A 26,769-nucleotide genomic window follows, 5' to 3' on the forward strand; every position below is an offset into this window, starting at 1 on the left:
AGGACGACGACGCGATGCTGGGCCACCTGCTGCAGGAAGGGCTCCGGGCGCGCATCCTCGACGCGCACTCCGGCCCTGCTCAGCTGCGGGCCCTCTTCAACGTCTTCCGGGCCAACCTCTTCGCCCACGAGAAGTACGTGCCCCAGCCGTACGACGGCACCGCCCTGCTCTTGAGCGCCAGCGAAGCCGCCGCCGGGACTCCGCGTCACCGCGGATGGGAGCCCCTGGTGCGCGGCGGCCTGGAGGTGCATGACGTCCCCGGTAGCCACCATGCCCTGATGCAGGACCCGCACCTCGGATCCGTCATCGAGCGCCTGCGAGAGGCGCTCGCGCGGGTCTCCGGTACCGCGCCCGGGCAAGCCACGGGGAGCTGACTCCGGGGTTGGAGTGAAGCGAGGCGACCCACCGTCGTGGATCATCACGACGGTGGCACGTGGCGCTTCCGAGGCGTGAAACCCGGCCCCTGCGCGCTCCTCGAGCATGGAGGAGACGCCGGGAGCAGGTCTCACTCCAGAGGACACCTGACGTCCTTCCCTCCCTGGCTTCGGGGAACCAGAACAATCCAGTAAATACCTGAATTCATTCGAGTGGGTATTGATCCGCCCTCATGACAGGGGCTGCATAGGCGGAATAATCTCACCCGCATGAATTTGACCCACCCTCGCGCCTCTCCCGGGAGAGCGGCGCAGGGCGGAAATCCGGCACCAGCCACACGCCGGAGTTCTCACGAGTGCCACCGGCCCGGCTGGTGCTCGTGCGCAGTGGCGTCCCCCAGTGCGGAGTACACGAGATGAGCCACGAGCTGTCGAAGCGGATCGCCAACCTCTCACCGGAGAAGCGCGCGGAGTTGCTCAAGAAGGTGGCCGCGCAGAAGGCCGTCGCCGGCAACTCCGTCCAAGGCCTCATCCCGGTGCAGGACCGCTCGCGTCCGCTGCCCCTCTCCTTCGCCCAGCAGCGCCTCTGGTTCATTGATCAGCTGCAACCCGGCACCTCGCTCTTCAACGTGCCCATGGCGGTGCGCCTGGAGGGTGCACTCGACGTGGCCGTGCTGGAGCGTGCGCTGCGCGAAGTCGTGCGCCGTCATGAGGTGCTGCGCACCACCTTCCGCGAGGACGCTTCGGGCCCCGTGCAGGTGGTGTCTCCGGAGCCGGTGCTCACCCTGGAGCGCAAGGACCTCACGGGCTCGGCGCCGGAGGAGGCCTGGCGCCTGGCGCGTGAAGCCGCGGCCCAGCCCTTCGACCTCGCGAAGGGCCCGCTGCTGCGCGCGCTGCTGCTGACGTCGGCGCCGGGAGAGCACCTGCTCGTGGTGGTGGTGCACCACATCATCTCCGACGGCTGGTCCATGACGCTGCTGGTGCGCGAGGTGGCGCTCCTCTACGGCGCCTTCGCGCGAGGACAGGCAGTGCCGCTGCCGCCGCTGGGCATCCAGTACGCGGACTTCGGAGTCTGGCAGCGCGAGTGGATGCAGGGCCCCCGGCTGGAGAAGCAGCTCGACTATTGGAAGCGCCAGCTGGCCGGAGTGCCCTCCGCGCTGGAGTTGCCCACCGACTTCCCCCGCCCCGCCAACCGCGATGGCCGAGGCGCCCGGCACGACGTGCTGCTGCCGCGCGAATTGACGGACGCGATGAAGGCCGTGGCGCAGCAGGAAGGCGCCTCCCTCTACATGGCGCTGCTGACGGGCTGGCAGGTGCTGATGGCCCGCTACGCTGGCCAGGAGGACGTCACCGTTGGCTCGCCCATGGCGGGCCGTACACGCGGTGAGGTGGAGGGCCTCATCGGCCTCTTCGTCAACGCCCAGGTCCTTCGCACGCGGGTATCGGGCACGGCGTCCTTCCGCACGCTGCTGCGTCAGGTGCGGGAGACGGTGCTCGGAGCCCAGGAGCACCAGGAGCTCCCCATTGAGCGCCTCGTGGAGGAGTTGAAGCCGGAGCGCATCCCGGGCCGTACGCCCTTCTTCCAGGTGATGCTCACCTACCAGGCCTCCTTCCGCGGCGCCGCCACCGTCGAAGGCGTCAAGCTGGAGGCCCTGGAGCTCGACACCTTCTCCGCCAAGTTCGACCTCACCCTCCAGGTGCTGGAGACGGACGCCGGCCTCAAGGGCTACCTCGAATACACCACCGACATCTTCACTGCCTCCACCGCTGCTCGCATGGCCGAGCACCTCCGCGTGCTCCTGCAGGAGGCCGTCGCTCAGCCTGACGCCCCCGTGTCGTCACTGCAGTTGCTCGCGGGGGAGGAGCGGCAGCAGGTGCTGGTGGAGTGGAATGCCACGCGGGCGCCGTTCCCCGAAGCGTGCATGCACTCGCTCTTCGAGGCGCAGGTGCGTCGCGCTCCGGAGTCGGTGGCCGCGGTCTTCGAAGGGACGCACCTGACGTATGCGCAGCTGGACGCGCGCGCCAATCAGCTTGCCCATGCGCTTCGCCGTCGCGGCGTGGGGCCCGAAGTCCGCGTCGCCCTCAGCGTCGAGCGCTCCCTCGACGTCGTCATCGGTCTGCTTGGCATCCTGAAGGCCGGTGGTGCCTGGGTGCCCGTCGATCCGCTCCTGCCCCGAGAGCGCCTGGCCTTCATGCTGGAGGACAGCGCGGCCCAGGTGCTCGTCACCCAGCAGCCCCTGGTGGACCGCTTCCCCGAAGCGCTGCATGCCCAAGCGCTCTGCGTGGACACGGAGCGCGAGTCGCTGGCGCAGGAGCCGACGGATGCGCCTGCTACGGGCGTGACGCCGGCGAACATGGCGTACCTGCTCTACACGTCCGGCAGCACGGGTACGCCCAAGGGCACGGCGGTGGAGCACCGCAGCGTGGCCAACCTCGTCACCCATGAAGCGGTGGCCTACGGCATCGGCCCCGGCAGCCGCGTGTTGCAGTTCGCCAGCCTCAGCTTCGACCTCTCCGTGGAGGAGATTTTCACCACCCTCTGCAACGGCGCCACGCTGGTACTCGCGCCGCTGGAGAAGCTGATGCCGGGCGCACCGCTGCCCGTGCTGCTACGTGAGCAGGAGCTGAGCGTCGTCAGCCTCACCCCCGCGGCACTGGCGGCCACGTCCTCCGAGGGGCTGCCCAAGGTGCGCACCGTCATCTCCGGCGGTGAAGCCCTGCCCGCGGATGTCGTCGCGCGCTGGGCCCCGGGACGGCGGCTCCTCAACACGTACGGCCCGACGGAAGCCACCGTCATCGCCACCTTCGGCGAGGTGGTGGCGGATGGGAACGTGCCCTCCATCGGCAAGCCGCTGGCGAACGTGCGCCTCTACGTGTTGGACCCGCACGGGCAGCCCGTACCCGTGGGCGTGCGCGGTGAGTTGCACATTGGCGGCGTCGGCGTGGCGCGTGGGTACGCAGGACGGCCCGGCCTCACCGCCGAGCGCTTCGTGCCGGATGCCTTCTCCGGTGAGGAGGGGGCTCGCCTCTACCGCACGGGCGATGTGGTGCGCTGGCGCGCGGATGGCCAACTGGACTTCGTTGGCCGCATCGACGCCCAGGTGAAGGTGCGCGGCTTCCGCATCGAGCTGGGCGAAGTCGAGAATGCCCTGCGCGCCGCCCCCGCGGTGAAGGACGCCGTCGTGCTCGCCCGCGAGGATTCCCCGGGCGACAAGCGGTTGGTGGCCTATGTCGTCGGTGACGCCCTCGACGTCACGGCCCTCCGCGCGCACCTCAAGCAGCACCTGCCTGAGTACATGGTGCCCGCTGCCTTCGTCCCCATGGACGCGCTGCCGCTGACGTCCAACGGCAAGGTGGACCGCAAGGCCCTACCCGCCCCGGACGCGAGCGTGCTCCGGGCCTCACACGCCTACGAAGCTCCCGCGACGCCACTGGAGGAGCAGCTCGCGGCCCTGTGGAGCGAAGTGCTGCGCGTCCCCACCGTGGGACGCACGGACAACTTCTTCGAGCTGGGGGGCCACTCGCTGCTCGCCACTCAGCTGGTGGCCCGTGTCCGCGCGGCACTGGACGTGGAGCTGCCCCTCCGCGCCCTCTTCGAGGCCCCCACCATCGAGGCACTCGCGGAACGCCTCCAGCTCACAGCGGCGGGCACGCGACTGCCGCCCCTCACCCGCATCGCACACGAAGGCCCGCCTCCGCTGTCCTTCGCCCAGCAGCGCCTGTGGCTGTTGGATCAACTCCAGCCCGGCAACGCCGCCTACAACATCCCCGCCGCCCTCCGGCTGAAGGGGCACGTGGACGTCGAGTCCCTCCGCCGCGCCTTCGAGACCCTCGTCGCCCGGCATGAGACGCTGCGCACCACCTTCGTCCAGCACCAGGGGCAGCCCGCCCAGAGCATCCACGCGCCTTCGACGTGGACGCTCTCCCTGCTCGACGTGTCCTCCCTGCCCGAGCCTCAACGGGAGGAAGAAGCGCGGCGCCTCGCGAACCTGGAGGCCCACCGTCCCTTCGACCTGGAAGCGGGCCCGCTCCTGCGCACGTCCCTGGTGCGCCTGGGTGACGCGGAGCACCTGCTGCTGGTGACGATGCACCACATCGTCTCGGACGGCTGGTCCATGGGCGTCCTCGTCCGCGAGCTCACTGCCCTGTACGCGGCGGTCCACGTGGCTCAGGCGCCCACGCTCGCGCCGCTGCCCGTGCAGTACGCGGATTTCGCCGTGTGGCAGCAGGGCTGGCTCCAGGGCGATGCGCTGGAGACCCAGCTCGCCTATTGGAAGGAGAAGCTCGCGGGGGTTCCCGCCACGCTGGAGCTGCCCACGGACCGCCCGCGTCCGCCCGTGCAGTCGCACCGGGGCGCGACGGTCCCCGTGCGGCTCGCATTGCCCGTGTCCGAGTCCCTCAAGGCCCTGGCCCGGCAAGAAGGCGCGACGCCCTTCATGCTGCTGCTGTCCGCCTTCCAGGTGCTCCTGTCGCGCTACTCCGGCCAGGACGACATCAGCGTGGGTTCCCCCATCGCCGGCCGCACCCAGGCGGAGACCGAAGGCCTCATCGGCTTCTTCGTCAACACACTCGTCCTGCGCGCTCACGTGGATCCCCGCGCGACCTTCCGGGAGCTGCTGGCGCAGGTGCGCGGCACGACGCTCGCGGCCTACGAGCACCAGCACCTGCCCTTCGAGAAGCTGGTGGAGGTCCTCCAGCCCGTGCGCGACCTGAGTCGCAGCGCGCTCTTCCAGGCGATGTTCACCCTGCAGAACGCGCCCATGGATGCGCTGCGCGTGCCGGGTCTGTCCTTCGAGCAGCTCCCGCTCGAATCGAACTCCGCGAAGTTCGACCTGTCCCTGACGCTCCAGGAATCGCCTCAGGGCTTCATGGGCGTGCTGGAGTACAGCAGCGATCTCTTCGAAGCATCGACCGTCCAGCGCATGGTGGTCCACCTGGGCGTCCTGCTGGAGGCCATCGCCGCGCAGCCGGACGCGACGCTCGCGGGCCTACCCCTGCTCACGGCTCCGGAGCGCCGGCAGCTCCTCGTCGACTGGAACAGGACGGACGCGGAGTTCGCTCGCGACACCTGCTTCCACGAGGCCTTCACGGCCCAAGCCCTTCGCACGCCGGAGGCCCTGGCCGTCATCTGCCGCGACCAGCAGCTCTCCTTCCGGGAGCTGGACGCGCGCGCCAACCAACTGGCGCACCGGCTGGTGAAGCTCGGCGTCGGGCCCGACGTGCGCGTCGTGCTGTGCGTGGAGCGCTCCGTGGAGGCGCTCGTTGGCATCCTGGGCGTCCACAAGGCCGGCGGCGCCTATGTGCCGCTCGACTTCCGCTACCCGCGCGAGTGGCTCGCCCACGTCCTCTCCGACACCGGCGCGCCCGTGGTGCTCACCCAGCGGCGCTTGCGCGACGTGCTTCCCCAGCACACGGCCCACGTCGTCCTGCTCGACCCGGACGCGGAGGAGCTCACGGCCGAGTCCCGCGAAGCGCCCGGCGTGGCCGTCTCCGCCGAGCACCTGGCCTACATCATCTACACCTCCGGCAGCACCGGCCGTCCCAAGGGCGTGATGATCCAGCACCGCTCCGTGATGAACCTGCGGCAGGGGCTGGCCAGCACCGTGCACCAGGGCCGGGGAGCAGCGGAGCGCGTCAGCGTCAACGCCCCGCTGTCCTTCGATGCCTCCGTCCAGCAGCTCGTCCAGGTGCTCGACGGCCACACCCTCTGCATCGTCCCGGAAGAGGCCCGCGCGGATGCCGGTGAGCTGGTCAAGCGCATCGGGCAGGACGCGCTGGAGGTCCTCGATTGTTCGCCCGCGCACCTGCGCATGCTGGTGGATGAAGGCCTGCTGGAGAAGGACGTCCTCCCCCGGCGCGCGCTGGTGGGCGGTGAGGCGGTGGACCCCGGCACGTGGAGCCGCCTGGCCCAGCACCCACGCCTGCGCGCCTTCAACGTCTACGGCCCCACCGAGTGCACCGTCGACGCCACCGCCTGCGCCTTCGACGCCTCCCCCACGCCCACCATCGGCCGGCCCCTGTCCAACGTCCGCGCGTACGTGTTGGACAAGTCCCTGCGCCCGGTGCCCGTGGGCGTCGCGGGCGAGCTCTTCCTCGGCGGCGAAGGCGTCGCGCGCGGCTACCTCAACCGCCCGGACCTGACGGCGGAGCGCTTCATTCCGGATGCCTTCGCCTCCACGCCCGGTGCCCGCCTCTACCGCACGGGCGACGTGGTCCGCTGGCGCGCGGACGGCATGCTCGACTACCTGGGCCGCGCCGACTTCCAGGTGAAGGTCCGCGGCTTCCGCATCGAGCTGGGTGAAATTGAAGCCGCGCTCCTCAAGCATCCCCAGGTGCACGCCGCCGTGGTGCTGGCGCGCGAGGACAGCCCCGGCGACAAGCGGCTCGTCGCGTACGTGGTGCCCACGGAAGGCACGGGCTCCGCACTGACGGCGGACGTCCTCAAGGACTGGCTCAAGCAGCTCCTGCCGGAGCACATGCGGCCCTCCACGTTCCTGGTGCTGGAGGCCCTGCCGCTCAACGCCAACGGCAAGGTGGACCGCAAGTCCCTGCCCGCACCCCAGGCAGCCGCGCTCGAGTCCACCTACGTCGCGCCGCGCACTCCCGCCGAGGAGCAGCTCGCGGCCCTCTTCACGCAGGTGCTGCGCGTGGAGCGCGTGGGCATCCACGATGACTTCTTCGCGCTTGGGGGCCACTCGCTGTTGGCCACCCAGCTCGTCTCCCGCGTGCGCTCCACCTTCCGCGTGGAGTTGTCGCTCCGGGCCCTCTTCGAGGCCCCCACGGTGGCCGCGCTCGCCGAGCGCCTCAAAGCCCAGACGCCGAGCCTGCGCCTCCCTCCGCTCACCCGGACCCGGGCGGACGGCCCATGGCCCCTGTCCTTCGCCCAGCAGCGCCTCTGGTTCCTCGACCAACTCACGCCGGGAGACGCGTCGTACAACATCCCCACGGCGCTCCGGCTGACGGGCCCGGTGGACGTGGAGTCGTTGCGCCGCGCCTTCGAGTCCCTGGTCGCCCGTCACGACTCCCTGCGCACCACCTTCCACGAAGTCAAGGGACAGGCCACCCAGCACATCCACACGCCCGGCACCTGGGCGTTGCCTCTCATCGACCTCTCCACGCTGCCCGACGCGCGGCGCGAAGATGAAGCACAGCGGAAGGTCGAAGCGGAGGCGCGTCAACCGTTCGACCTGCGACACGGCCCGCTGCTGCGCACCGCGCTCGTGCGGCTGGCGGCGGAAGAGCACCTGCTGCTCGTGACGATGCACCACATCGTCTCCGATGGCTGGTCCATGGGCGTGCTCGTCCGCGAGCTGGTGGCCCTCTACGAGGCCTTCAGCACCAGCCAGACGCCCGCGCTCCCCACGCTGCCGGTGCAGTACGCGGACTTCGCGGCGTGGCAGCGCGACTGGCTCCAGGGCGAAACGCTCGACGCGCAGTTGGGCTACTGGAAGCAGCAGCTCGCGGGGGCTCCCGCCGCGTTGGAGCTGCCCACGGATCATCCGCGCCCGTCCGTCCAGTCCTACGCGGGCACGTCCCTCGCTGTCCGGATTCCACAGGAGACGTCCGAAGCCCTCAAGGCCCTGGCCGGACGCGAGGGTGCCACGCCCTTCATGGTGCTGCTCGCGGCGTTCCAGGTGCTCCTGGCGCGCTACTCGGCGCAGGACGACATCACCGTGGGCTCGCCCATCGCGGGCCGCACCCAGGCGGAAACCGAAGGGCTCATCGGCTTCTTCGTCAACACGCTCGTGCTCCGCGCACGCGTGGAGCCCCGGACCACGTTCCGGGAGCTGCTCGCCCAGGTGCGAGGCACGACACTCGCGGCCTACGAACATCAGCACGTGCCCTTCGAGAAGCTCGTCGAAGCCGTGCAGCCCGTGCGCGACGCGAGCCGCAGCCCGTTGTTCCAGGTGATGTTCGCCCTGCAGAACGCCCCTGGAGAAGCGCTGCGCGTTCCGGGGCTCACCTTCCAGCAGGTCACCACCGAGGGCCACTCCGCCAAGTTCGACCTCACCCTGACGCTCCAGGATTCACCTCAGGGGTTCACCGGTTGGATGGAGTACAGCACCGCCCTCTTCGAGCGGAGCACCATCGAGCGGATGGCCCACCATCTGCGCACGCTGCTGGAGGCCGTGGCCGCCACGCCCGAGCAGCCCGTGGCCGGCCTGCCGCTGCTCTCCCATGAGGAGCGCCAGCGCATCCTCGTCGACTGGAACAACACCACCGTTCCCAGCCCCATGGACGTCCCCGTCCACGTCCACTTCTCCCAGCAGGCCTGGCGCACGCCTGACGCGGTGGCTCTGGTGCTGGGCGACGCGACGCTGACGTACGCCCAGCTTGAAGCCCGAGCCAACCAACTGGCCCATCACCTGCGCAGCCTTGGCATCGCTCCCGGCGCGCGCGTGGGCCTCGCCATCGAGCGCTCCTTCGAGATGGTGACGGCCCTCCTCGCCATCCTCAAGGTGGGGGCCGCCTTCGTCCCCGTGGACCGCAATGCGCCCGTGGAGCGCATCGCGATGCTCCTGGAGGACGCGGACGTCGGCGTGGTGCTCACGCATCAGCCCTTCGCCTCCAAGCTGCCGGCCTCTGGCACCCGCGTCTGGCTGGACACGCAGCAGGACGTCCTGAGCGCGCTGCCCACGCACGCGCCCGATGTCTCCGTGGAGGGCGAGTCCCTCGCCTACGTGATGTTCACCTCGGGCTCCACCGGCCGTCCCAAGGGCGTGAGCGTGCCTCACCGGGGCATCACCCGCCTGGTGCTCGGCAGCACCTTCATGCGCTTCGGGCCCGACGAAGTCTGGCTCCAGTTCGCCCCCGTTGCCTTCGATGCATCCACCCTGGAGCTCTGGGGCGCGCTGCTGCATGGCGCGAAGCTCGTCCTCGCGCCGCCCCATGCCCTGTCGCTGGAGGAACTGGCCGAGCAACTGCGCCGCCACCGTGTGACGTCACTGTGGCTCACCACCGCCCTCTTCGAGCAGATGGCTCTGCATCAGGGCCAAGCTCTGGCGGAGGTGCGCCAGGTCCTCGCGGGCGGAGACGTGATGCCCTGGTCGCGCCTGCGCGAGCACCTCCCCCGGCTCCCCGAAGGCGCGACGCTGATTCACGCCTACGGCCCGACGGAGAACACGACCTTCTCCACCACCCTGCCGTTGCACCGAGACACGCGAGTGGAGGGTCCCGTCTCCATCGGCCGCCCCATCCCGAACTCCACCGCCTATGTGTTCGATGCGAACCTGCATCCAGTGCCCGTGGGCGTCGCGGGCGAGGTGTACGTGGGAGGCCCTGGCCTCGCGTGGGGATACCTGCACCGCCCGGACCTGACCGCGGAGCGCTTCGTCCCCCACCCCTTCGCCTCCACTCCGGGCGAGCGGCTCTACCGCACGGGCGACAAGGCCCGCTGGAAGGAGGACGGCACGCTCGACTTCCTGGGCCGCGTCGACTTCCAGGTGAAGGTGCGCGGCTTCCGCATCGAGCTGGGTGAAATCGAAGCCGCCCTGCGCGCCTTCACGGGCGTCAACGAGGCCGTCGTCGTGGCCCGGGGCTCGGACGCGGACAAGCGCCTCATCGGATATCTCACCGCGCACGAAGGTCACGCCTTGGACGTCGACGCGCTTCGGGTCCACCTGCGGCAGCGGCTGCCGGAGTACATGGTGCCCGCCTCGCTCCTGGTCCTGGAGGCACTGCCCCTCAACGCCAACGGCAAGGTGGACCGCAAGGCCCTGCCGGAGCCAGAGGAGACCTCGAGCGCCGCCTACGTCGCGCCGCGCACCCCCACCGAGAAGCAGTTGGCTGCGCTCTTCGCGGAAGTGCTGCGCGTGGAGCGCGTGGGCCTCCACGATGACTTCTTCGCCATGGGAGGCCACTCCCTGCTGGCCACCCAGCTCGTCTCGCGCGTACGGGCCACGCTGGGGCTGGAGCTGCCCCTGCGCGCCCTCTTCGACGCGCCGACCGTGGCCGGCCTCGCGCTGAAGCTCGCGGATGCACGGCCCACGGCGGCCTGGGGCGCGCCCGCGCTCCGGGCCTCGTCACGCACGGGAGCCATTCCGCTCTCCTTCGCCCAGCAGCGCCTCTGGTTCCTGGATCAGCTCACGCCGGGGGATGCTTCGTACAACATTTCCTCGGCGCTCCGGCTGAAGGGCCCGGTGGATGTGGCGTCGCTGCGCCGCGCCTTCGAGTCCCTGGTCGCCCGTCACGAATCCCTGCGCACCACCTTCCATGAGCACGAAGGCCAGGCCACGCAACACATCCACGCGCCGGACGCGTGGACGCTGCCGCTCGTGGACCTGTCCGCGCTGCCCGACGCGCAGCGCGAAGCCGAGGCCTGGCGCCGACTCACCAGGGAAGCGAATCAGCCCTTCCATCTGGAGCGAGGACCGCTGCTGCGCACGACGCTGGTGCGGCTGGCGGAGGAGGAGCACTTCCTGCTGGTGACGATGCACCACATCGTCTCCGACGGCTGGTCCATGGGCGTGCTCGTCCGCGAGCTGATCACCTTCTACGAGGCCTTCACCTCCGGCCAGACGCCCACGCTGCCCCCGCTGCCGGTGCAGTACGCGGACTTCGCGGAGCGGCAGCGCCAATGGCTCCAGGGAGAGGCCCTGGACGCGCAGCTGGGGTACTGGAAGCAGCAGCTCTCAGGCGCGGCATTCGCACTGGAGCTGCCCACCGACCATCCGCGTCCGGCCATCCAGTCCCACGCGGGCGCGGCCATCTCCGTTCGGATTCCCCAGGCGACGTCCGATGCGCTCAAGGCCCTGGCGCAGCGTGAAGGCGCCACCCCCTTCATGGTGCTGCTCGCGGCGTTCCAGGTGCTCCTGTCGCGCTACTCCGCGCAGGACGACATCACCGTGGGTTCCCCCATCGCCGGCCGCACGCAAGCGGAGTCCGAGGGCCTCATCGGCTTCTTCGTCAACACGCTCGTCCTGCGTGCTCACGTCCAGCCGCGGTCGACCTTCCGTGAGTTCCTCTCACAGGTGCGAGGCACGACGCTGGCTGCCTACGAACACCAGCACCTGCCGTTCGAGAAGCTGGTGGAAGCCCTCCAGCCCGTGCGGGACACGAGCCGCAGCCCGCTGTTCCAGGTGATGTTCGCCCTCCAGAACGCTCCGGTGGGAGAGCTGCGCGTTCGTGGCCTCACCTTCGAGCAGCTCACCACCGAAGGGCGCTCCGCCAAGTTCGACCTCAACCTGGCGATGCAGGACTCGCCCCAGGGCTTCGTCGGTTCGCTGGAGTACAGCACTGCCCTCTTCGAGCGGAGCACCATCGAGCGGATGGGCAGCCACCTGCTCACGCTGCTGGAGGCCGTGGCCGCCCGGCCCGAGCAGTCCGTGTCCGAGCTGTCCCTCCTCTCCAGCGACGAGCGACGGCAGCTCCTCGTCGAGTGGAATCCCCCTGCCTCGCAGGTACCCCAGGAGTCCAGCATCCCCGCGATGGTGGAAGCCCAGGTGCGTCGCACGCCGGACGCGCTGGCCGTCCTCACTCCCGAGCGGCGACTGACGTACCGGGAGTTGGATGCGAAGGCGAACCAGCTCGCGCACCGCTTGCGTGGACTGGGGGTCGGACCCGAAGTCCGCGTCGGCCTGTGCGTCGAGCGCACCGAGGACCTCGTCATCGGAGCCCTCGGCATCCTCAAGGCCGGTGGCGCCTACGTGCCGCTGGACCCCAGCTATCCGCGTGAGCGTCTGAGCTGGTTGCTTGAAGACGCCCGGGGCCCTGCGCTCGTCGCCCACTCGCATCTCTTGAAGGCCCTGCCGGAGGCCACCGCCACGCCGGTGTGCCTCGACACGGACGTGGAGCTGGCGAAGCAGCCGACGACTGCGCCCGCAGTGGACATCCACGCCGGCCACCTTGCCTACCTCATCTACACCTCCGGCAGCACCGGCCGGCCCAAGGGCGTCGCCATCTCCCATGGCAACGCGGTGGCGTTCCTCCACTGGGCCTTGGAGACCTTCTCTGCCGAGGAGCTGAAGGGCACCCTCGCCGCGACGAGCCTCAACTTCGACCTCTCCGTCTTCGAGCTCTTCGCTCCGCTCTCCAGCGGTGGTGCGGTGGTGGTGGCGCGCAACGCCCTGCACCTGGCGGAGCTGCCTACGGCTTCTCACGTCACCCTCGTCAACACCGTGCCCTCCGCCATGGCGCAGCTGCTGCGCATGGGCGCGGTGCCTCCGAGCGTGCGTGTCGTCAACCTCGCCGGTGAAGCCCTGCCCGAGACGCTCGCCAGGCAGGTCTACGCCGTCCCGACGGTGCAGAAGCTCTTCAACCTCTACGGCCCGTCCGAAGACACCACCTATTCCACGGCCTCCCTCGTCGGCCGTGACGAGGTGCCCCTCATCGGCAGGCCCCTCCCCGCGACGCGCGCCTATGTGCTGGACGCTTCGCTCCAACCCGTGCCCGTGGGTGTCGCAGGTGAGCTGTACCTCGCCGGTGAAGGCCAGGCGCGTGGCTACCTGCTGCGTCCGGAGCTCACCGCGGAGCGCTTCCTCCCCGAACCCTACGGTCCTCCGGGCGGCCGCATGTACCGCACGGGCGACCGCGTCCGTTACCGCGTGGACGGGCGGCTGGAGTACCTCGGCCGCGTCGACTTCCAGGTGAAGGTGCGTGGCTTCCGCATCGAGCTGGGCGAAATCGAGACCGCGCTGCGCTCCGCCGCTGGCGTCAACGAAGCGGTCGTCGTGGCTCGGGGCGCGGACGCGGACAAGCGCCTCGTCGGCTACGTCACCGCGAGCGAAGGCCAGTCGCTGGACGCGGACGCGCTCAAGGCTCACCTCCGGCGGAGCCTGCCGGAGTACATGGTGCCCGCCTCGCTCCTGGTCCTGGAGGCACTGCCCCTCAACGCCAACGGCAAGGTGGACCGCAAGGCCCTGCCGGAGCCGGAAGAGACCACGCGCGCCGTCGCCTACGTCGCACCGCGCACCGCCACCGAGAAGCAGCTGGCGGCCCTCTTCACGGAAGTCCTCCGGGTGGAGCAGGTGGGCCTCCACGATGACTTCTTCGCCATGGGAGGCCACTCCCTGCTGGCCACCCAGCTCGTCTCGCGCGTACGGGCCACGCTGGGGCTGGAACTGCCCCTGCGCGCCCTCTTCGACGCGCCGACCGTGGCCGCCCTCGCGCTGAAGCTCGCGGATGCACAGCCCGCGGCGCCCCGGAGAGCTCCCGCGCTCCGGGCCTCGTCACGCACGAGAGCCATCCCGCTCTCCTTCGCCCAGCAGCGCCTCTGGTTCCTCGACCAGCTCACGCCGGGGGATGCGTCGTACAACATCCCCTCGGCGCTCCGGCTGAAAGGCCCGGTGGATGTGGCGTCGCTGCGCCGCGCCTTCGAGTCCCTGGTCGCCCGTCACGAATCCCTGCGCACCACCTTCCATGAGCACGAAGGCCAGGCCACGCAACACATCCACGCGCCGGACGCGTGGACGCTGCCGCTCGTGGACCTGTCCGCGCTGCCCGACGCGCAGCGCGAAGCCGAGGCCTGGCGCCGACTCACCAGGGAAGCGAATCAGCCCTTCCAGCTGGAGCGAGGGCCGCTGCTGCGCACGACGCTGGTGCGGCTGGCGCAGGAGGACCACTTCCTGCTGGTGACGATGCACCACATCGTCTCCGACGGCTGGTCCATGGGCGTGCTCGTCCGCGAGCTGATCACCTTCTACGAGGCCTTCACCTCCGGCCAGACGCCCACGCTGCCCCCGCTGCCGGTGCAGTACGCGGACTTCGCGGAGCGGCAGCGCCAATGGCTCCAGGGAGAGGCCCTGGACGCGCAGCTGGGGTACTGGAAGCAGCAGCTCTCAGGCGCGGCATTCGCACTGGAGCTGCCCACCGACCATCCGCGCCCGGCCATCCAGTCCCACGCGGGCGCGGCCATCTCCATCCGGATTCCCCAGGCGACGTCCGATGCACTCAAGGCCCTGGCACAGCGTGAAGGCGCCACCCCCTTCATGGTGCTGCTCGCGGCGTTCCAGGTGCTCCTGTCGCGCTACTCCGCGCAGGACGACATCACCGTGGGTTCCCCCATCGCCGGCCGCACGCAAGCGGAGTCCGAGGGCCTCATCGGCTTCTTCGTCAACACGCTCGTCCTGCGCACACGTGTAACGCCGGAGGACTCCTTCCGGACGTTGCTCGCCCAGGTGCGAAACACGACGCTGGCTGCCTACGAACACCAGCACCTGCCGTTCGAGAAGCTGGTGGAAGCCCTCCAGCCCGTGCGGGACGCGAGCCGCAGCCCGCTGTTCCAGGTGATGTTCGCCCTCCAGAACGCTCCGGTGGGAGAGCTGCGCGTTCGTGACCTCACCTTCGAGCAGCTCACCGCCGAAGGGCGCTCCGCCAAGTTCGACCTCAACCTGGCGATGCAGGACTCGCCCCAGGGCTTCGTCGGTTCGCTGGAGTACAGCACCGCTCTCTTCAAACGCGGCACCGTGGAGCGGATGGGCAGCCACCTGCTCACGCTGCTGGAGGCCGTGGCCGCCCGGCCCGAGCAGTCCGTGTCCGGGCTGTCCCTCCTCTCCCATGAGGAGCGGCAGCGCATCCTCGTGGAGTGGAACGACACCACCGTCGCCAGCCCCACGGACATCCCCGTCCATGTCCACTTCGCCCGGCAGGCGCAGCGCGCGCCCGACGCCGTCGCCCTCGTCATGGGAGAGGCCTCGCTGACCTATGCCCAGCTGGACGCGCGCGCGAACCAGCTGGCTCACCACCTGCGCGAGCTCGGCATCGCGCCGGGTGCACGGGTCGGTCTCGCCGTCGAGAGGTCCTTCGAGCTGGTGGCGGCGCTCCTCGCCATCCTCAAGGTGGGGGCCACCTACGTCCCCGTGGACCGCAACGCGCCCGTGGAGCGCATCGCATCCCTGCTGGAGGACGCGGACGTCCACTTCATCGTCACCCACCAGCCCTTCGCGTCACTGCTGCCCGCCAGCGGCACCCGCGTCTGGCTGGATGCTCAGCGTGACGTCATCGCCATGCGGCCCACCCACGCGCCCGACGTCCGAGTGGACGGCGAGGCCATGGCCTACGTGATGTTCACCTCCGGGAGCACCGGCCGCCCCAAGGGCGTCTGCATTCCGCACCGGGGCATCACGCGAATGGTGGTCGGCAGCACCTTCATGCGCTTCGGCGCGGACGAGGTCTGGCTCCATGTCGCCCCCACCGCCTTCGACGCCTCCACGCTCGAAATCTGGGGCGCGCTGCTGAATGGCTCGAAGCTCGTCCTCGCTCCGCCCCACTCGCTGTCGCTGGAGGAGCTGGCCGCGCTGTTGCGCCACCACGGCGTGACGACGCTGTTCCTGACGACCGCGCTCTTCGAGCAGATGGCCCTGCACCACGGTGAAGCGCTCGCGGGCGTGCGCCAGATTCTCTCGGGTGGCGATGTGCTGCCCGCGGACCGCGTGCGTGAGCACCTGGCGCGTATCCCCGAGGGCGCCAGCTTCCACAACGCCTACGGCCCCACGGAGAGCACCACCCTCGCCACCACCTTCGCCATGGGACATGGCTCGCGCGTGGAAGGCGCCATCCCCGTCGGCCGGCCGCCCTCCAACTCCACCGTCTACGTGCTCGACGCGCACCTGCACCCGGTGCCCGTGGGCATTGCCGGCGAGGTGTACGTCGGCGGCCAGGGCCTGGCCTGGGGCTACCTGCACCGCCCGGACCTGACCGCGGAGCGCTTCATCCCCCACCCCTTCGCCACCAACCCCGGCGAGCGCCTCTACCGCACGGGCGACCAGGCCCGCTGGCGGGAGGACGGCACGCTCGACTTCCTGGGCCGTGTCGACTTCCAGGTGAAGGTGCGTGGCTTCCGCATCGAGCTGGGCGAAATCGAGACCGCGCTGCGCTCCGCCGCTGGCGTCAATGAAGCGGTCGTCGTGGCGCGAGGCACCGGCGCGGACAAGCGCCTCATCGGCTACGTCACCGCGCGCGCGGGCCATTCCCCGACCCCGGACACGCTCCGGGCAGGCCTCAAGCAGCGGTTGCCGGAGTACATGGTGCCGTCGGCCTTCGTGGTGCTGGACGCACTGCCCATCAACGCCAACGGAAAGGTGGACAGGAAGGCCCTGCCGGAGCCGGGGAACACGCCTCGGAGCACCGTCTTCGTCGCGCCACGCACCGCCACCGAGGAGCAGCTGGCTGCGCTCTTCGCCGAGGTCCTCCGCGTGGAGCGCATCGGCGTGCGGGACGACTTCTTCGCCATGGGAGGCCACTCGCTGTTGGCCACCCAGCTCGTCTCGCGCGTGCGCTCCACCTTCCGTGTGGAGCTGCCGCTGCGGGCCCTCTTCGAAGCGCCCACGGTCGAAGGGCTCGCACCGAAGCTGGAGGAAGCCCGGTCCGCCGGGCTGCGTGCACCGCCCCTGCGGCCCATGCCGCGCGAAGGCGCCATTCCGCTGTCCTTCGCCCAGCAGCGACTGTGGCTGTTGGATCAGCTCCAGCCGGGAGACATCTCGTACAACATCCCCTCGGCGCTCCGGCTGATGGGACAGGTGGACCTGGAGTCGTTGCGCCGCGCCTTCGAAGCGCTGGTGGAGCGCCACGAATCGCTGCGCACCACGCTCTCCACGTCGCAGGAGGAGCCGTCGCAATGCATCCAGGAGCCCTCCGGCTGGGAGCTGCCTCTCATCGACCTGACGTCCCTGCCTGAGTCGCAGCGGGAGGAGGAGGCCCAGCGCGCGGCGGCCACGGAGGCACGGCGCGCCTTCGACCTCTCCACGGGCCCGTTGCTGCGAAGCACGCTGGTGCGGCTGGGACAGGACTCGCACCTGTTGCTGGTGACGATGCACCACATCGTCTCCGACGGCTGGTCCATGGGCGTGCTCGTCCGGGAAGTGGCGGCCTTCTACGAAGCCTTCGTCACGGGCCAGTGGCCTTCGCTCCCGCCGCTGCCCGTGCAGTACTCGGACTTCGCCATGTGGCAGCGAGGCTGGCTCCAGGGCGAGGCCCTGGACGCGCAGCTGGGCTACTGGAAGAAGCAGCTCGGTGGGGCACCTTCCGCGCTGGACCTGCCCACGGACCACCCGCGTCCGCCGGTGCAGTCGCGCCGGGGCGCCACGGTGGACGTGAGCGTCTCGTTGGAGGTCTCCAAGGCCCTGAAGGCGCTGGCCCAGGATGAAGGCGCCACGCCCTTCATGCTGCTGCTGGCGGCCTGGCAGCTGCTCCTGTCGCGCTACTCCACGCAGGACGACATCAGCGTGGGCACGCCCATCGCGGGCCGCACGCAGGCGGAGACCGAGGGCCTCATCGGCTTCTTCGTCAACACGTTGGTGCTGCGAGCCCACGTGCAGCCGCAGGCGACCTTCCGTGAATTCCTCGCGCAGGTGCGCCGCACGACGCTCGCGGCCTACGAGCATCAGCACCTGCCGTTCGAGAAGCTGGTGGAGGTCCTCCAGCCCTCGCGCGACCTGAGCCGCAGTGCGCTCTTCCAGGCGATGTTCTCCCTGCAGAACGCGCCCACCGAAGCGCTCCGCGTATCCGGCCTGTCCTTCCAGAGCGTCCCGGTGGACACCCGGTCCTCCAAGTTCGATCTCACGCTCACCCTCGGCGAGTCGCCCCAGGGCTTCGTCGGGCTGCTGACGTACGCGACGGACCTCTTCGAGGTCTCGACGGTCCAGCGCATGGTGAGCCACCTGGGCGTTCTGCTGGAGGCCATCGCCGCCCAGCCGGATTCGACGCTCGCGAGCCTGCCCCTGCTCACCGCTTCGGAGCGCCAGCAGCTCCTCGTGGATTGGAACGGCCCCAGCGCTGAGTTCCCTCGCGACCTCTGCCTCCATGAAGCCTTCAGCGCCCAGGCCCTTCGCACGCCCGACGCGCTGGCCGTCATCTGCCGTGAAGAGCAGCTCACCTTCCGTGAGCTGGACACGCGCGCCAATCAGCTCGCCCACCGGCTGGTGAAGCTGGGCGTCGGCCCTGACGTGCGCGTCGTGCTGTGCGTGGAGCGCTCCGTGGAGGCCTTCGTCGGCATCCTCGGCGCCCTAAAGGCCGGTGGCGCCTACGTCCCCATCGACCCCAGCTACCCCCGCGAGTGGCTCGCCCATGTCCTCACCGACACGGGCGCTCCCGTCGTCCTCACCCAGCAGCGCCTGCGCGACTCGCTGCCCCCGCACTCCGCCCACACCCTCTGCCTGGACTCCGACGCCGCGGAGCTTGCTCTTGAGTCCCGGGACGCTCCGGTGACGTCCGTCACGCCGGAGCACCTCGCCTACATCATCTACACCTCCGGCAGCACCGGCCGCCCCAAGGGCGTGATGATTCAGCACCGCTCCGTGCTCAACCTGCGCGTCGCGCTCGCGTCTACGGTGCACGCGGATGCCCAGCCGGCAGAGCGCGTCAGTGTCAACGCGCCGCTCTCCTTCGACGCCTCCGTCAAGCAGCTCATCCAGGTGCTCGACGGCCATACCCTCTGCATCGTCCCCGACGAAGCGCGCGCCGACGTGGCCGAGTTGGTGAATCGCATCGAGAAGGACTCACTGGACGTCCTCGACTGCTCTCCCGCGCACCTGCGCCTGCTGGTGGATGAAGGGCTGCTGGAGCGCAAGGCCATCCCCCGCCGCGTCCTCGTGGGCGGTGAAGCCGTGGACCCGGCCACCTGGCGCCACCTCGCCCAGGCCCCGCGCCCGCACGTCTTCAACGTCTACGGCCCCACCGAGTGCACCGTCGACGCCACCGCCTGCGCCTTCGACGCTTCTCCCTCTCCCACCATCGGCAGGCCCCTGCCCAATGTGCGCGTCTACGTGCTGGACCGCACGCTGCGTCCCGTTCCCATTGGCGTCGCCGGTGAGCTCTTCATTGGCGGTGAGGGCGTCGCGCGCGGCTACCTCAACCGTCCGGAACTGACGGCGGACCGCTTCATCCCCGACGCCTTCTCCTCCACGCCCGGTGCACGCCTCTACCGCACTGGCGACGTGGTGCGCTGGCGCGCGGACGGCATGCTCGACTACCTGGGCCGTGCAGACTTCCAGGTGAAGGTGCGCGGCTTCCGCATCGAGCTGGGTGAAATCGAATCCTGCCTGCTGGGACACCCCGCCGTGCATCAAGCCGTTGTCCTCGCCCGCGAGGACGTGCCCGGAGACAAGCGGCTCGTCGCCTATCTCGTCCCCGAGGCGGGAGAGTCCCTGGACTCCACCGAGGTGCGCACCTTCCTCAAGCAGCACCTGCCCGAGTACATGGTGCCCTCCGCGCTCCTCGTGCTGGAGGCCCTGCCGCTCAACACCAACGGCAAGGTGGACCGCAAGGCCCTGCCCGCGCCCCAGGGCACCGCGCGCGACTCCACCTACGTCGCGCCGCGCACGCCCACCGAGGAGCAGCTCGCAGCCCTCTTCATGCAGGTGCTGCGCGTGGAGCGAGTGGGCATCCACGACGACTTCTTCGCGCTCGGAGGCCACTCGCTGCTGGCCACCCAGCTCGTCTCCCGCGTGCGCGCCACGTTCCGCGTGGAGCTGCCACTGCGGGCCCTCTTCGAATCCCCCACGGTCGCCACGCTCGCGGAGCGGCTCCAGACGGCCACGCCGAACCTCCACCCGCCCGCGCTCACCCAGACGCACGCGGAAGGCCCGCGGCCGTTGTCCTTCGCGCAGCAGCGCCTGTGGCTGTTGGATCAGCTCCAGCCTGGGGACGCGTCGTACAACATCCCCACCGCGCTCCAGTTCTCGGGACAGTTGGACGTGGAGTCGCTGCGCCGCGCCTTCGAAGCGCTCGTCCAGCGCCACGAGGCCCTGCGCACCACCTTCCACGAGCACCAGGACCAGCCCATCCAGACCATCCACGCGCCCGGCGGTTGGACGCTGCCGCTCGTGGACCTCTCCACCCGGCCTGAAGCACTCCGGGAAGAAGAAGCGCGGCGGATGGCCGACGAGGAAGCGCGGAGGCCGTTCAACCTCGCCAGGGGTCCGCTGCTGCGCAGCACGTTGGTGCGGTTGGCCGAGGACTCACACCTGTTGCTGGTGACGATGCATCACATCGTCTCCGATGGCTGGTCCATGGGCGTCCTCGTCCGGGAAGTGGCGACCTTCTACGCGGCCTTCTCGACAGGCCAGTCCCCTTCGCTCCCGCCCCTGCCCGTGCAGTACGCGGACTTCGCGGCGTGGCAGCGGAACTGGCTCCAGGGGAAGGCGCTGGACGCGCAGATCCACTACTGGAAGCAGCAGCTTGCCGGAGCGCCCGCGGCGTTGGAGCTGCCCACGGACCACCCGCGCCCGCCCGTGCAGTCGCACCGTGGCGCCACGGTGGAGGTGCGGATTCCCATACACATCGCGGATGCCCTCAAGGCCCTCTCACAGCGAGAAGGCGCCACTCCGTTCATGACGCTGCTGGCGGCGTTCCAGGTGCTGCTGTCCCGCTACTCCGCGCAGGATGACGTCAGCGTGGGTTCACCCATCGCGGGCCGCACGCAGGCGGAGACCGAAGGCCTCATCGGCTTCTTCATCAACACGCTCGTCCTGCGCGCACAGCTCAACCCGCGCACGACGTTCCGCGAGCTGCTGACCCAGGTGCGAGGCACGACGCTCGCGGCCTACGACCATCAGCACCTGCCCTTCGAGAAGCTCGTGGAAGCCGTGCAGCCCACGCGCGACTTGAGCCGCAGCCCCCTCTTCCAGGCCATGTTCGTCCTGCAGAACACGCCCACCGAGGCGCTGCGACTGCCGGGCCTGTCCTTCAACTCCCTGCCGCAGGAAGCGCACTTCGCCAAGTTCGACCTGTCCCTGGGCCTGCGTGAAGGCCGGGATGGATTCGTCGGTACGCTGGAGTACGCGACAGACCTGTTCGACGCGGCGACCATCCAGCGCATGGCCGGACACTTCGGCGTGCTACTGGAGGCTATTGCCAAGAAGCCAGACACCCGACTGGGTGACCTGCCACTGCTCACCGACATGGAGCGCCAGCAACTCCTCGTCGAGTGGAATCCTCCTGCCGCGCAGGCGCCGCGTGAGTCCAGCATCTCCGCGATGGTGGAAGCCCAGGTGCGTCGCACGCCGGACGCACTGGCCGTCATCACGCCCGAGCGGCAGCTGACGTACCGGGAACTGGACGCGAAGGCCAACCAGCTCGCGCACCGTCTGCGAGGCCTGGGCGTCGGGCCCGAAGTCCGTGTTGGCCTGTGCGTCGAGCGCACCGAGGATCTCGTCATCGGTGCCCTCGGCATCCTCAAGGCCGGTGGCGCCTACGTGCCGTTGGACCCCAGCTACCCGCGTGAGCGCCTCGGCTGGCTGCTCGAAGATGCCCAGGGCCCCGCCCTCGTGGCGCATTCGCACCTGCTCTCGGCACTGCCCGAAACCAGCGCCACACCGGTGTGCCTCGACTCGGACGCGGAGCTGGCGAAGCAGCCGACGACGGCTCCGACCGTGGACATCCACGCCGGCCACCTTGCCTACCTCATCTACACCTCCGGCAGCACCGGTCGGCCCAAGGGCGTCGCCATCTCCCACGGCAATGCCGTCTCCTTCCTCCACTGGGCTTTGGAGACCTTCTCCCCCGAGGAGTTGAAGGGCACCCTCGCTGCGACGAGCCTGAACTTCGACCTCTCCGTCTTCGAACTCTTCGCGCCGTTGAGCAGTGGTGGTGCAGTGGTGGTGGCTCGCAACGCCCTGCATCTGGCGGAGCTGCCGACGGCCTCCCACGTCACCCTCGTCAACACCGTGCCTTCCGCCATGGCACAGCTGCTGCGCCTGGGCGCGGTGCCGCCTTCCGTGCGCGTCATCAACCTCGCCGGTGAGGCCTTGCCCGAGACGCTCGCCAAGCAGGTGTACAGCGTCCCGACGGTGCAGAAGCTCTTCAACCTCTACGGTCCTTCAGAGGACACCACCTACTCCACCGCTTCACTCGTCGGCCGTGACGAGGTGCCTCTCATTGGCCGGCCTCTGCGCGCGACGCGCGCCTACGTGCTGGACGCTTCGTTGCAGCCGGTGCCCGTGGGTGTGGCCGGTGAGCTGTACCTCGCGGGCGAAGGCCAGTCTCGCGGCTACCTGCTGCGCCCGGAACTCACCGCGGAGCGCTTCCTCCCCGAACTCTACGGACCTCCGGGTGGCCGCATGTACCGCACGGGCGACCGTGTCCGTTACCGCGTGGACGGGCGCCTGGAGTACCTCGGCCGCATCGACTTCCAGGTGAAGGTGCGTGGCTTCCGCATCGAACTGGGCGAAATCGAAGCCGCCCTCCGTCGTGCCCCGGGCCTCAAGGACGCCGTCGTCGTCGCCAAGGGGGAAGCCGCCGACAAGCGGCTGGTCGCCTACGTCACGCCCAAGGCCGAGGCCTCGCTGGAGGTGGAAGCCCTCAAGGCGCACCTGCGTCAGGGCCTCCCCGAGTACATGGTGCCCGCCACCTTCGTGGTGCTGGACGCCCTGCCTCTCAACGCCAACGGCAAGGTGGACCGCAAAGCCCTGCCGGAGCCGGAAGCGCCTCAGTCCGGCAGCACCTACGAAGCGCCTCGCACGGAGGTCGAAGCGAAGCTGGCCGCCATCTGGGCGGAGGTCCTCCGTTTGCCCCAGGTGGGCGTGAAGGACTCCTTCTTCGAACTGGGTGGCCACTCACTGCTGGCCACGCAGGTGGTGTCCCGCGTGCGCGCCGAGTTCAACGTGGAACTCCCCCTGCGCGCGCTCTTCGAGTCCCCCACCGTGGAGGCACTCGCCGGGCGGCTGCACGGGAGCGCGAGTTCCCAGGCCCCGAAACTCACCCGTGTCTCGCATGACGGCCCGCTGCCACTGTCCTTCGCCCAGCAGCGGCTGTGGCTGCTGGATCAGCTCCAGCCTGGGGACGCGTCGTACAACATCCCCACCGCGCTCCAGCTCTCAGGCCAATTGGACGTGGAAGCCCTGCGCCGTGCCTTCGAGGCACTCGTTGCCCGTCACGACGCCCTGCGCACCACCTTCCACGCGCACCAGGACCAGCCCATCCAGACCGTCCACGCGCCCAGCGGATGGACGCTGTCGCTCGTGGACCTCTCCACTCGGCATGATGCCCTCCGGGAAGAAGAGGCGCGGCGACTGGCCAACGAGGAAGCGCGACGGCCGTTCGACCTCGCCACGGGACCGCTGCTGCGCAGCACGCTGGTGCGGCTGGCCGAGGACTCACACCTGCTGCTCGTGACGATGCACCACATCGTCTCCGACGGCTGGTCCATGGGCGTCCTCGTCCGGGAGATGGTGGCCTTCTACGAGGCCTTCTCCACGAACAGCACGCCGGCTTTCGCGCCTCTGTCCGTGCAGTACGCGGACTTCGCGGCGTGGCAGCGGAACTGGCTCCAGGGGGAAGCCCTGGACGCGCAGAGCCACTACTGGAAGCAGCAGCTCTCCGGAGCGCCCGCTGCGTTGGACTTGCCCACGGACCATCCGCGTCCGCCCGTACAGTCGCACCGGGGCGCCACGGTGGAGGTGCGCATCCCGGAGAACGTCTCCCGCGCGCTCAAGGCCCTGGCACAGCGAGAGGGCGCCACGCCCTTCATGACGCTGCTGGCGGCGTTCCAGGTGCTGCTGTCGCGCTACTCCGCGCAGGATGACATCAGCGTGGGCACGCCCATCGCCGGCCGCACCCAGGCTGAGACCGAAGGCCTCATCGGCTTCTTCATCAACACGCTCGTCCTGCGTGCCCAGCTGAATCCACGCGCGACGTTCCGTGAGCTGCTCACCCAGGTGCGTGGCACGACCTTCGCGGCCTTCGAGCACCAGCACCTGCCGTTCGAGAAGCTCGTGGAAGCCGTGCAGCCCACGCGTGACCTGAGCCGCAGCCCGCTCTTCCAGGCCATGTTCGTCCTGCAGAACACGCCGAATGAAGCACTGCGTCTGCCGGGCTTGTCCTTCCAGGCCCTGCCGCTGGAAGCACACTTCGCCAAGTTCGATCTCTCCCTGGGCCTGCGTGAAGGCCGGGATGGATTCGTCGGTACGCTGGAGTACGCGACAGACCTGTTCGATGCGGCGACCATCCAGCGCATGGCCGGACACTTCGGTGTGTTGCTGGAGGCCATCGCGAAGAAGCCGGACACGAGGCTCGGCGACCTGCCACTGCTCAACGACTCCGAGCGCCAGCAGCTCCTCGTCGAATGGAATTCCCCTGCCTCGCTGGTGCCGCAGGCCCCCAGCATCCCCGCGATGGTCGAGGCCCAGGCGCACCGCACGCCGGAGGCCGTGGCCGTCATCACGCCCGAGCGGCAGCTGACGTACCGGGAGCTGGACGCGAAGGCGAACCAACTCGCCCACCGCCTGCGCGGACTGGGTGTCGGGCCCGAGGTTCGTGTCGGCCTGTGCGTCGAGCGCACCGAGGATCTCGTCATCGGAGTCCTCGGCATCCTCAAGGCCGGTGGTGCCTACGTGCCGTTGGATCCCAGCTACCCGCGCGAGCGCTTGGGCTGGCTGCTGGAGGACGCCCAAGGCCCTGCCCTCGTCGCCCACTCGCATCTCTTGCAGGCTCTGCCTGAAACCAGCGCCACGCCGGTGTGCCTCGACTCGGATGCGGAGCTGGCGAAGCAGCCGACGACGGCTCCTGTGGTGGACATCCACCCGGGCAATCTCGCCTACCTCATCTACACCTCTGGCAGCACCGGCCGGCCCAAGGGCGTCGCCATCTCCCATGGCAATGCCGTGACGTTCCTTCACTGGGCGCTCGCTACGTTCTCCGCCGAGGAGTTGAAGGGGACGCTTGCGGCGACGAGCCTCAACTTCGACCTCTCCGTCTTCGAACTCTTCGCGCCGTTGAGCAGTGGCGGTGCGGTGGTGGTGGCTCGCAACGCCCTGCACCTGGCGGAGCTTCCAACGGCCGCTCACGTCACCCTCGTCAACACCGTGCCCTCCGCCATGGCGCAACTGCTGCGCCTGGGCGCGGTGCCTCCCTCGGTGCGAGTCATCAACCTCGCGGGCGAAGCCCTGCCGGAGACGCTCGCCAAGCAGGTCTACGCCGTCCCGACGGTGCAGAAGCTCTTCAACCTCTACGGCCCGTCCGAGGACACCACCTACTCCACGGCATCCCTTGTCAGTCGTGACGAGGTGCCCCTCATCGGCCGCCCACTCCCCGCGACGCGCGCCTACGTGCTGGATGCGTCGTTGCAGCCGGTGCCCGTCGGTGTCGCAGGCGAGCTGTACCTCGCGGGTGAAGGCCAGGCTCGCGGCTACCTGCTGCGTCCGGAACTCACCGCGGAGCGCTTCGTGCCGGAGCCCTACGGCCCTCCGGGCGGCCGCATGTACCGCACGGGTGACCGCGTCCGTTACCGCCTGGACGGGCGCCTGGAGTACCTCGGCCGCATCGACTTCCAGGTGAAGGTGCGTGGCTTCCGCATCGAACTGGGCGAAATCGAAGCCGCCCTCCGTCGTGCCCCGGGCCTCAAGGACGCCGTCGTCGTCGCCAAGGGGGAAGCCGCCGACAAGCGGCTGGTCGCCTACGTCACGCCCAAGGCCGAGGCCTCGCTGGAGGTGGAAGCCCTCAAGGCCCAGCTGCGTCAGGGCCTCCCTGAGTACATGGTGCCCGCCACCTTCGTGGTGCTGGACGCCCTACCCCTCAACTCCAACGGCAAGGTCGACCGAAAGGCCCTGCCGGAACCGGAAGCGCCTCAGTCAGGCAGCACCTACGAAGCGCCTCGCACGGAGGTCGAAGCGAAGCTGGCCTCCATCTGGGCGGAAGTCCTGCGCCTGCCCCAGGTCGGAGTGAAGGACTCATTCTTCGAGCTGGGTGGGCACTCACTCCTGGCCACCCAGGTCGTGTCGAGAGTCCGCGCGGAGTTCAACTTGGAACTCCCCCTGCGCGCGCTCTTCGAGTCCCCTACCGTGGAGGCGCTCGCGAGTCGTCTGACAGGGCTGACCCGCACCAGCACTTCGCGGCTCACCCGCGTCTCGCATGACGGTCCGCTGCCACTGTCCTTCGCGCAGCAGCGGCTGTGGCTCATTGATCAGCTCGAACCAGGCAGCCCGCTCTACAACGTGCCCGTCGCCGTCCGGCTGGAGGGCCACCTGCGCACGGACGTCTTGGAGCGTGCGCTTCAGGAAGTCGTGCGCCGACACGAAGCCCTGCGCACCACCTTCACCCAGGTGGGCGGAGAGCCAGTCCAACGCATCCACTCCGACAGTCCGCTGCCCCTGGGGCTCGTGGACCTCACGGGCGTGCCGGAGGCGCAGCGAGAGTCCGAGGCTCGGAGCCAGGTGGAACAGGAGATGCGCCGGCCCTTCGACTTGCGCACCGGGCCGCTCCTCCGCACGCTGCTCTTCAAACTCTCCGAGCGTGAGCACGTCCTCGTCGTCACGATGCATCACATCGTCTCTGACGGTTGGTCGCTGGGCGTGCTGGTGCGGGAAGTCTCGGCCCTCTATGCGGCCTTCTCCGCCGGGGAGCCGTCGCCCCTGCCTGCGCTTCCCGTGCAGTACGCGGACTACGCGGACTGGCAGCGCCGCACGCTCTCGGGTGAGACGCTGCGGCAGGAAATGGCCTACTGGGAGAGGAAGCTCTCCGGCGCTCC

Annotated in this window: 2 protein-coding genes; both read left to right on the forward strand. The window is 69.7% G+C overall.

Going from position 1 to position 26,769, the window contains the following annotated elements; translation table 11 throughout:
* Window positions 1-374, forward strand: a 374-nt coding sequence (locus D7V80_RS41900) for a hypothetical protein (protein WP_158616711.1), incomplete at its 5' end; no start/stop codon positions are given.
* Between the two features lie 416 nt (window positions 375-790).
* Window positions 791-26,769, forward strand: a 25,979-nt coding sequence (locus tag D7V80_RS27810) for a non-ribosomal peptide synthase/polyketide synthase (protein WP_120591034.1), incomplete at its 3' end; no start/stop codon positions are given.

Origin of the sequence: Corallococcus sp. CA054B (assembly GCF_003611625.1) — a bacterium.
GTDB classification, from domain to species: Bacteria; Myxococcota; Myxococcia; order Myxococcales; family Myxococcaceae; genus Corallococcus; species Corallococcus coralloides.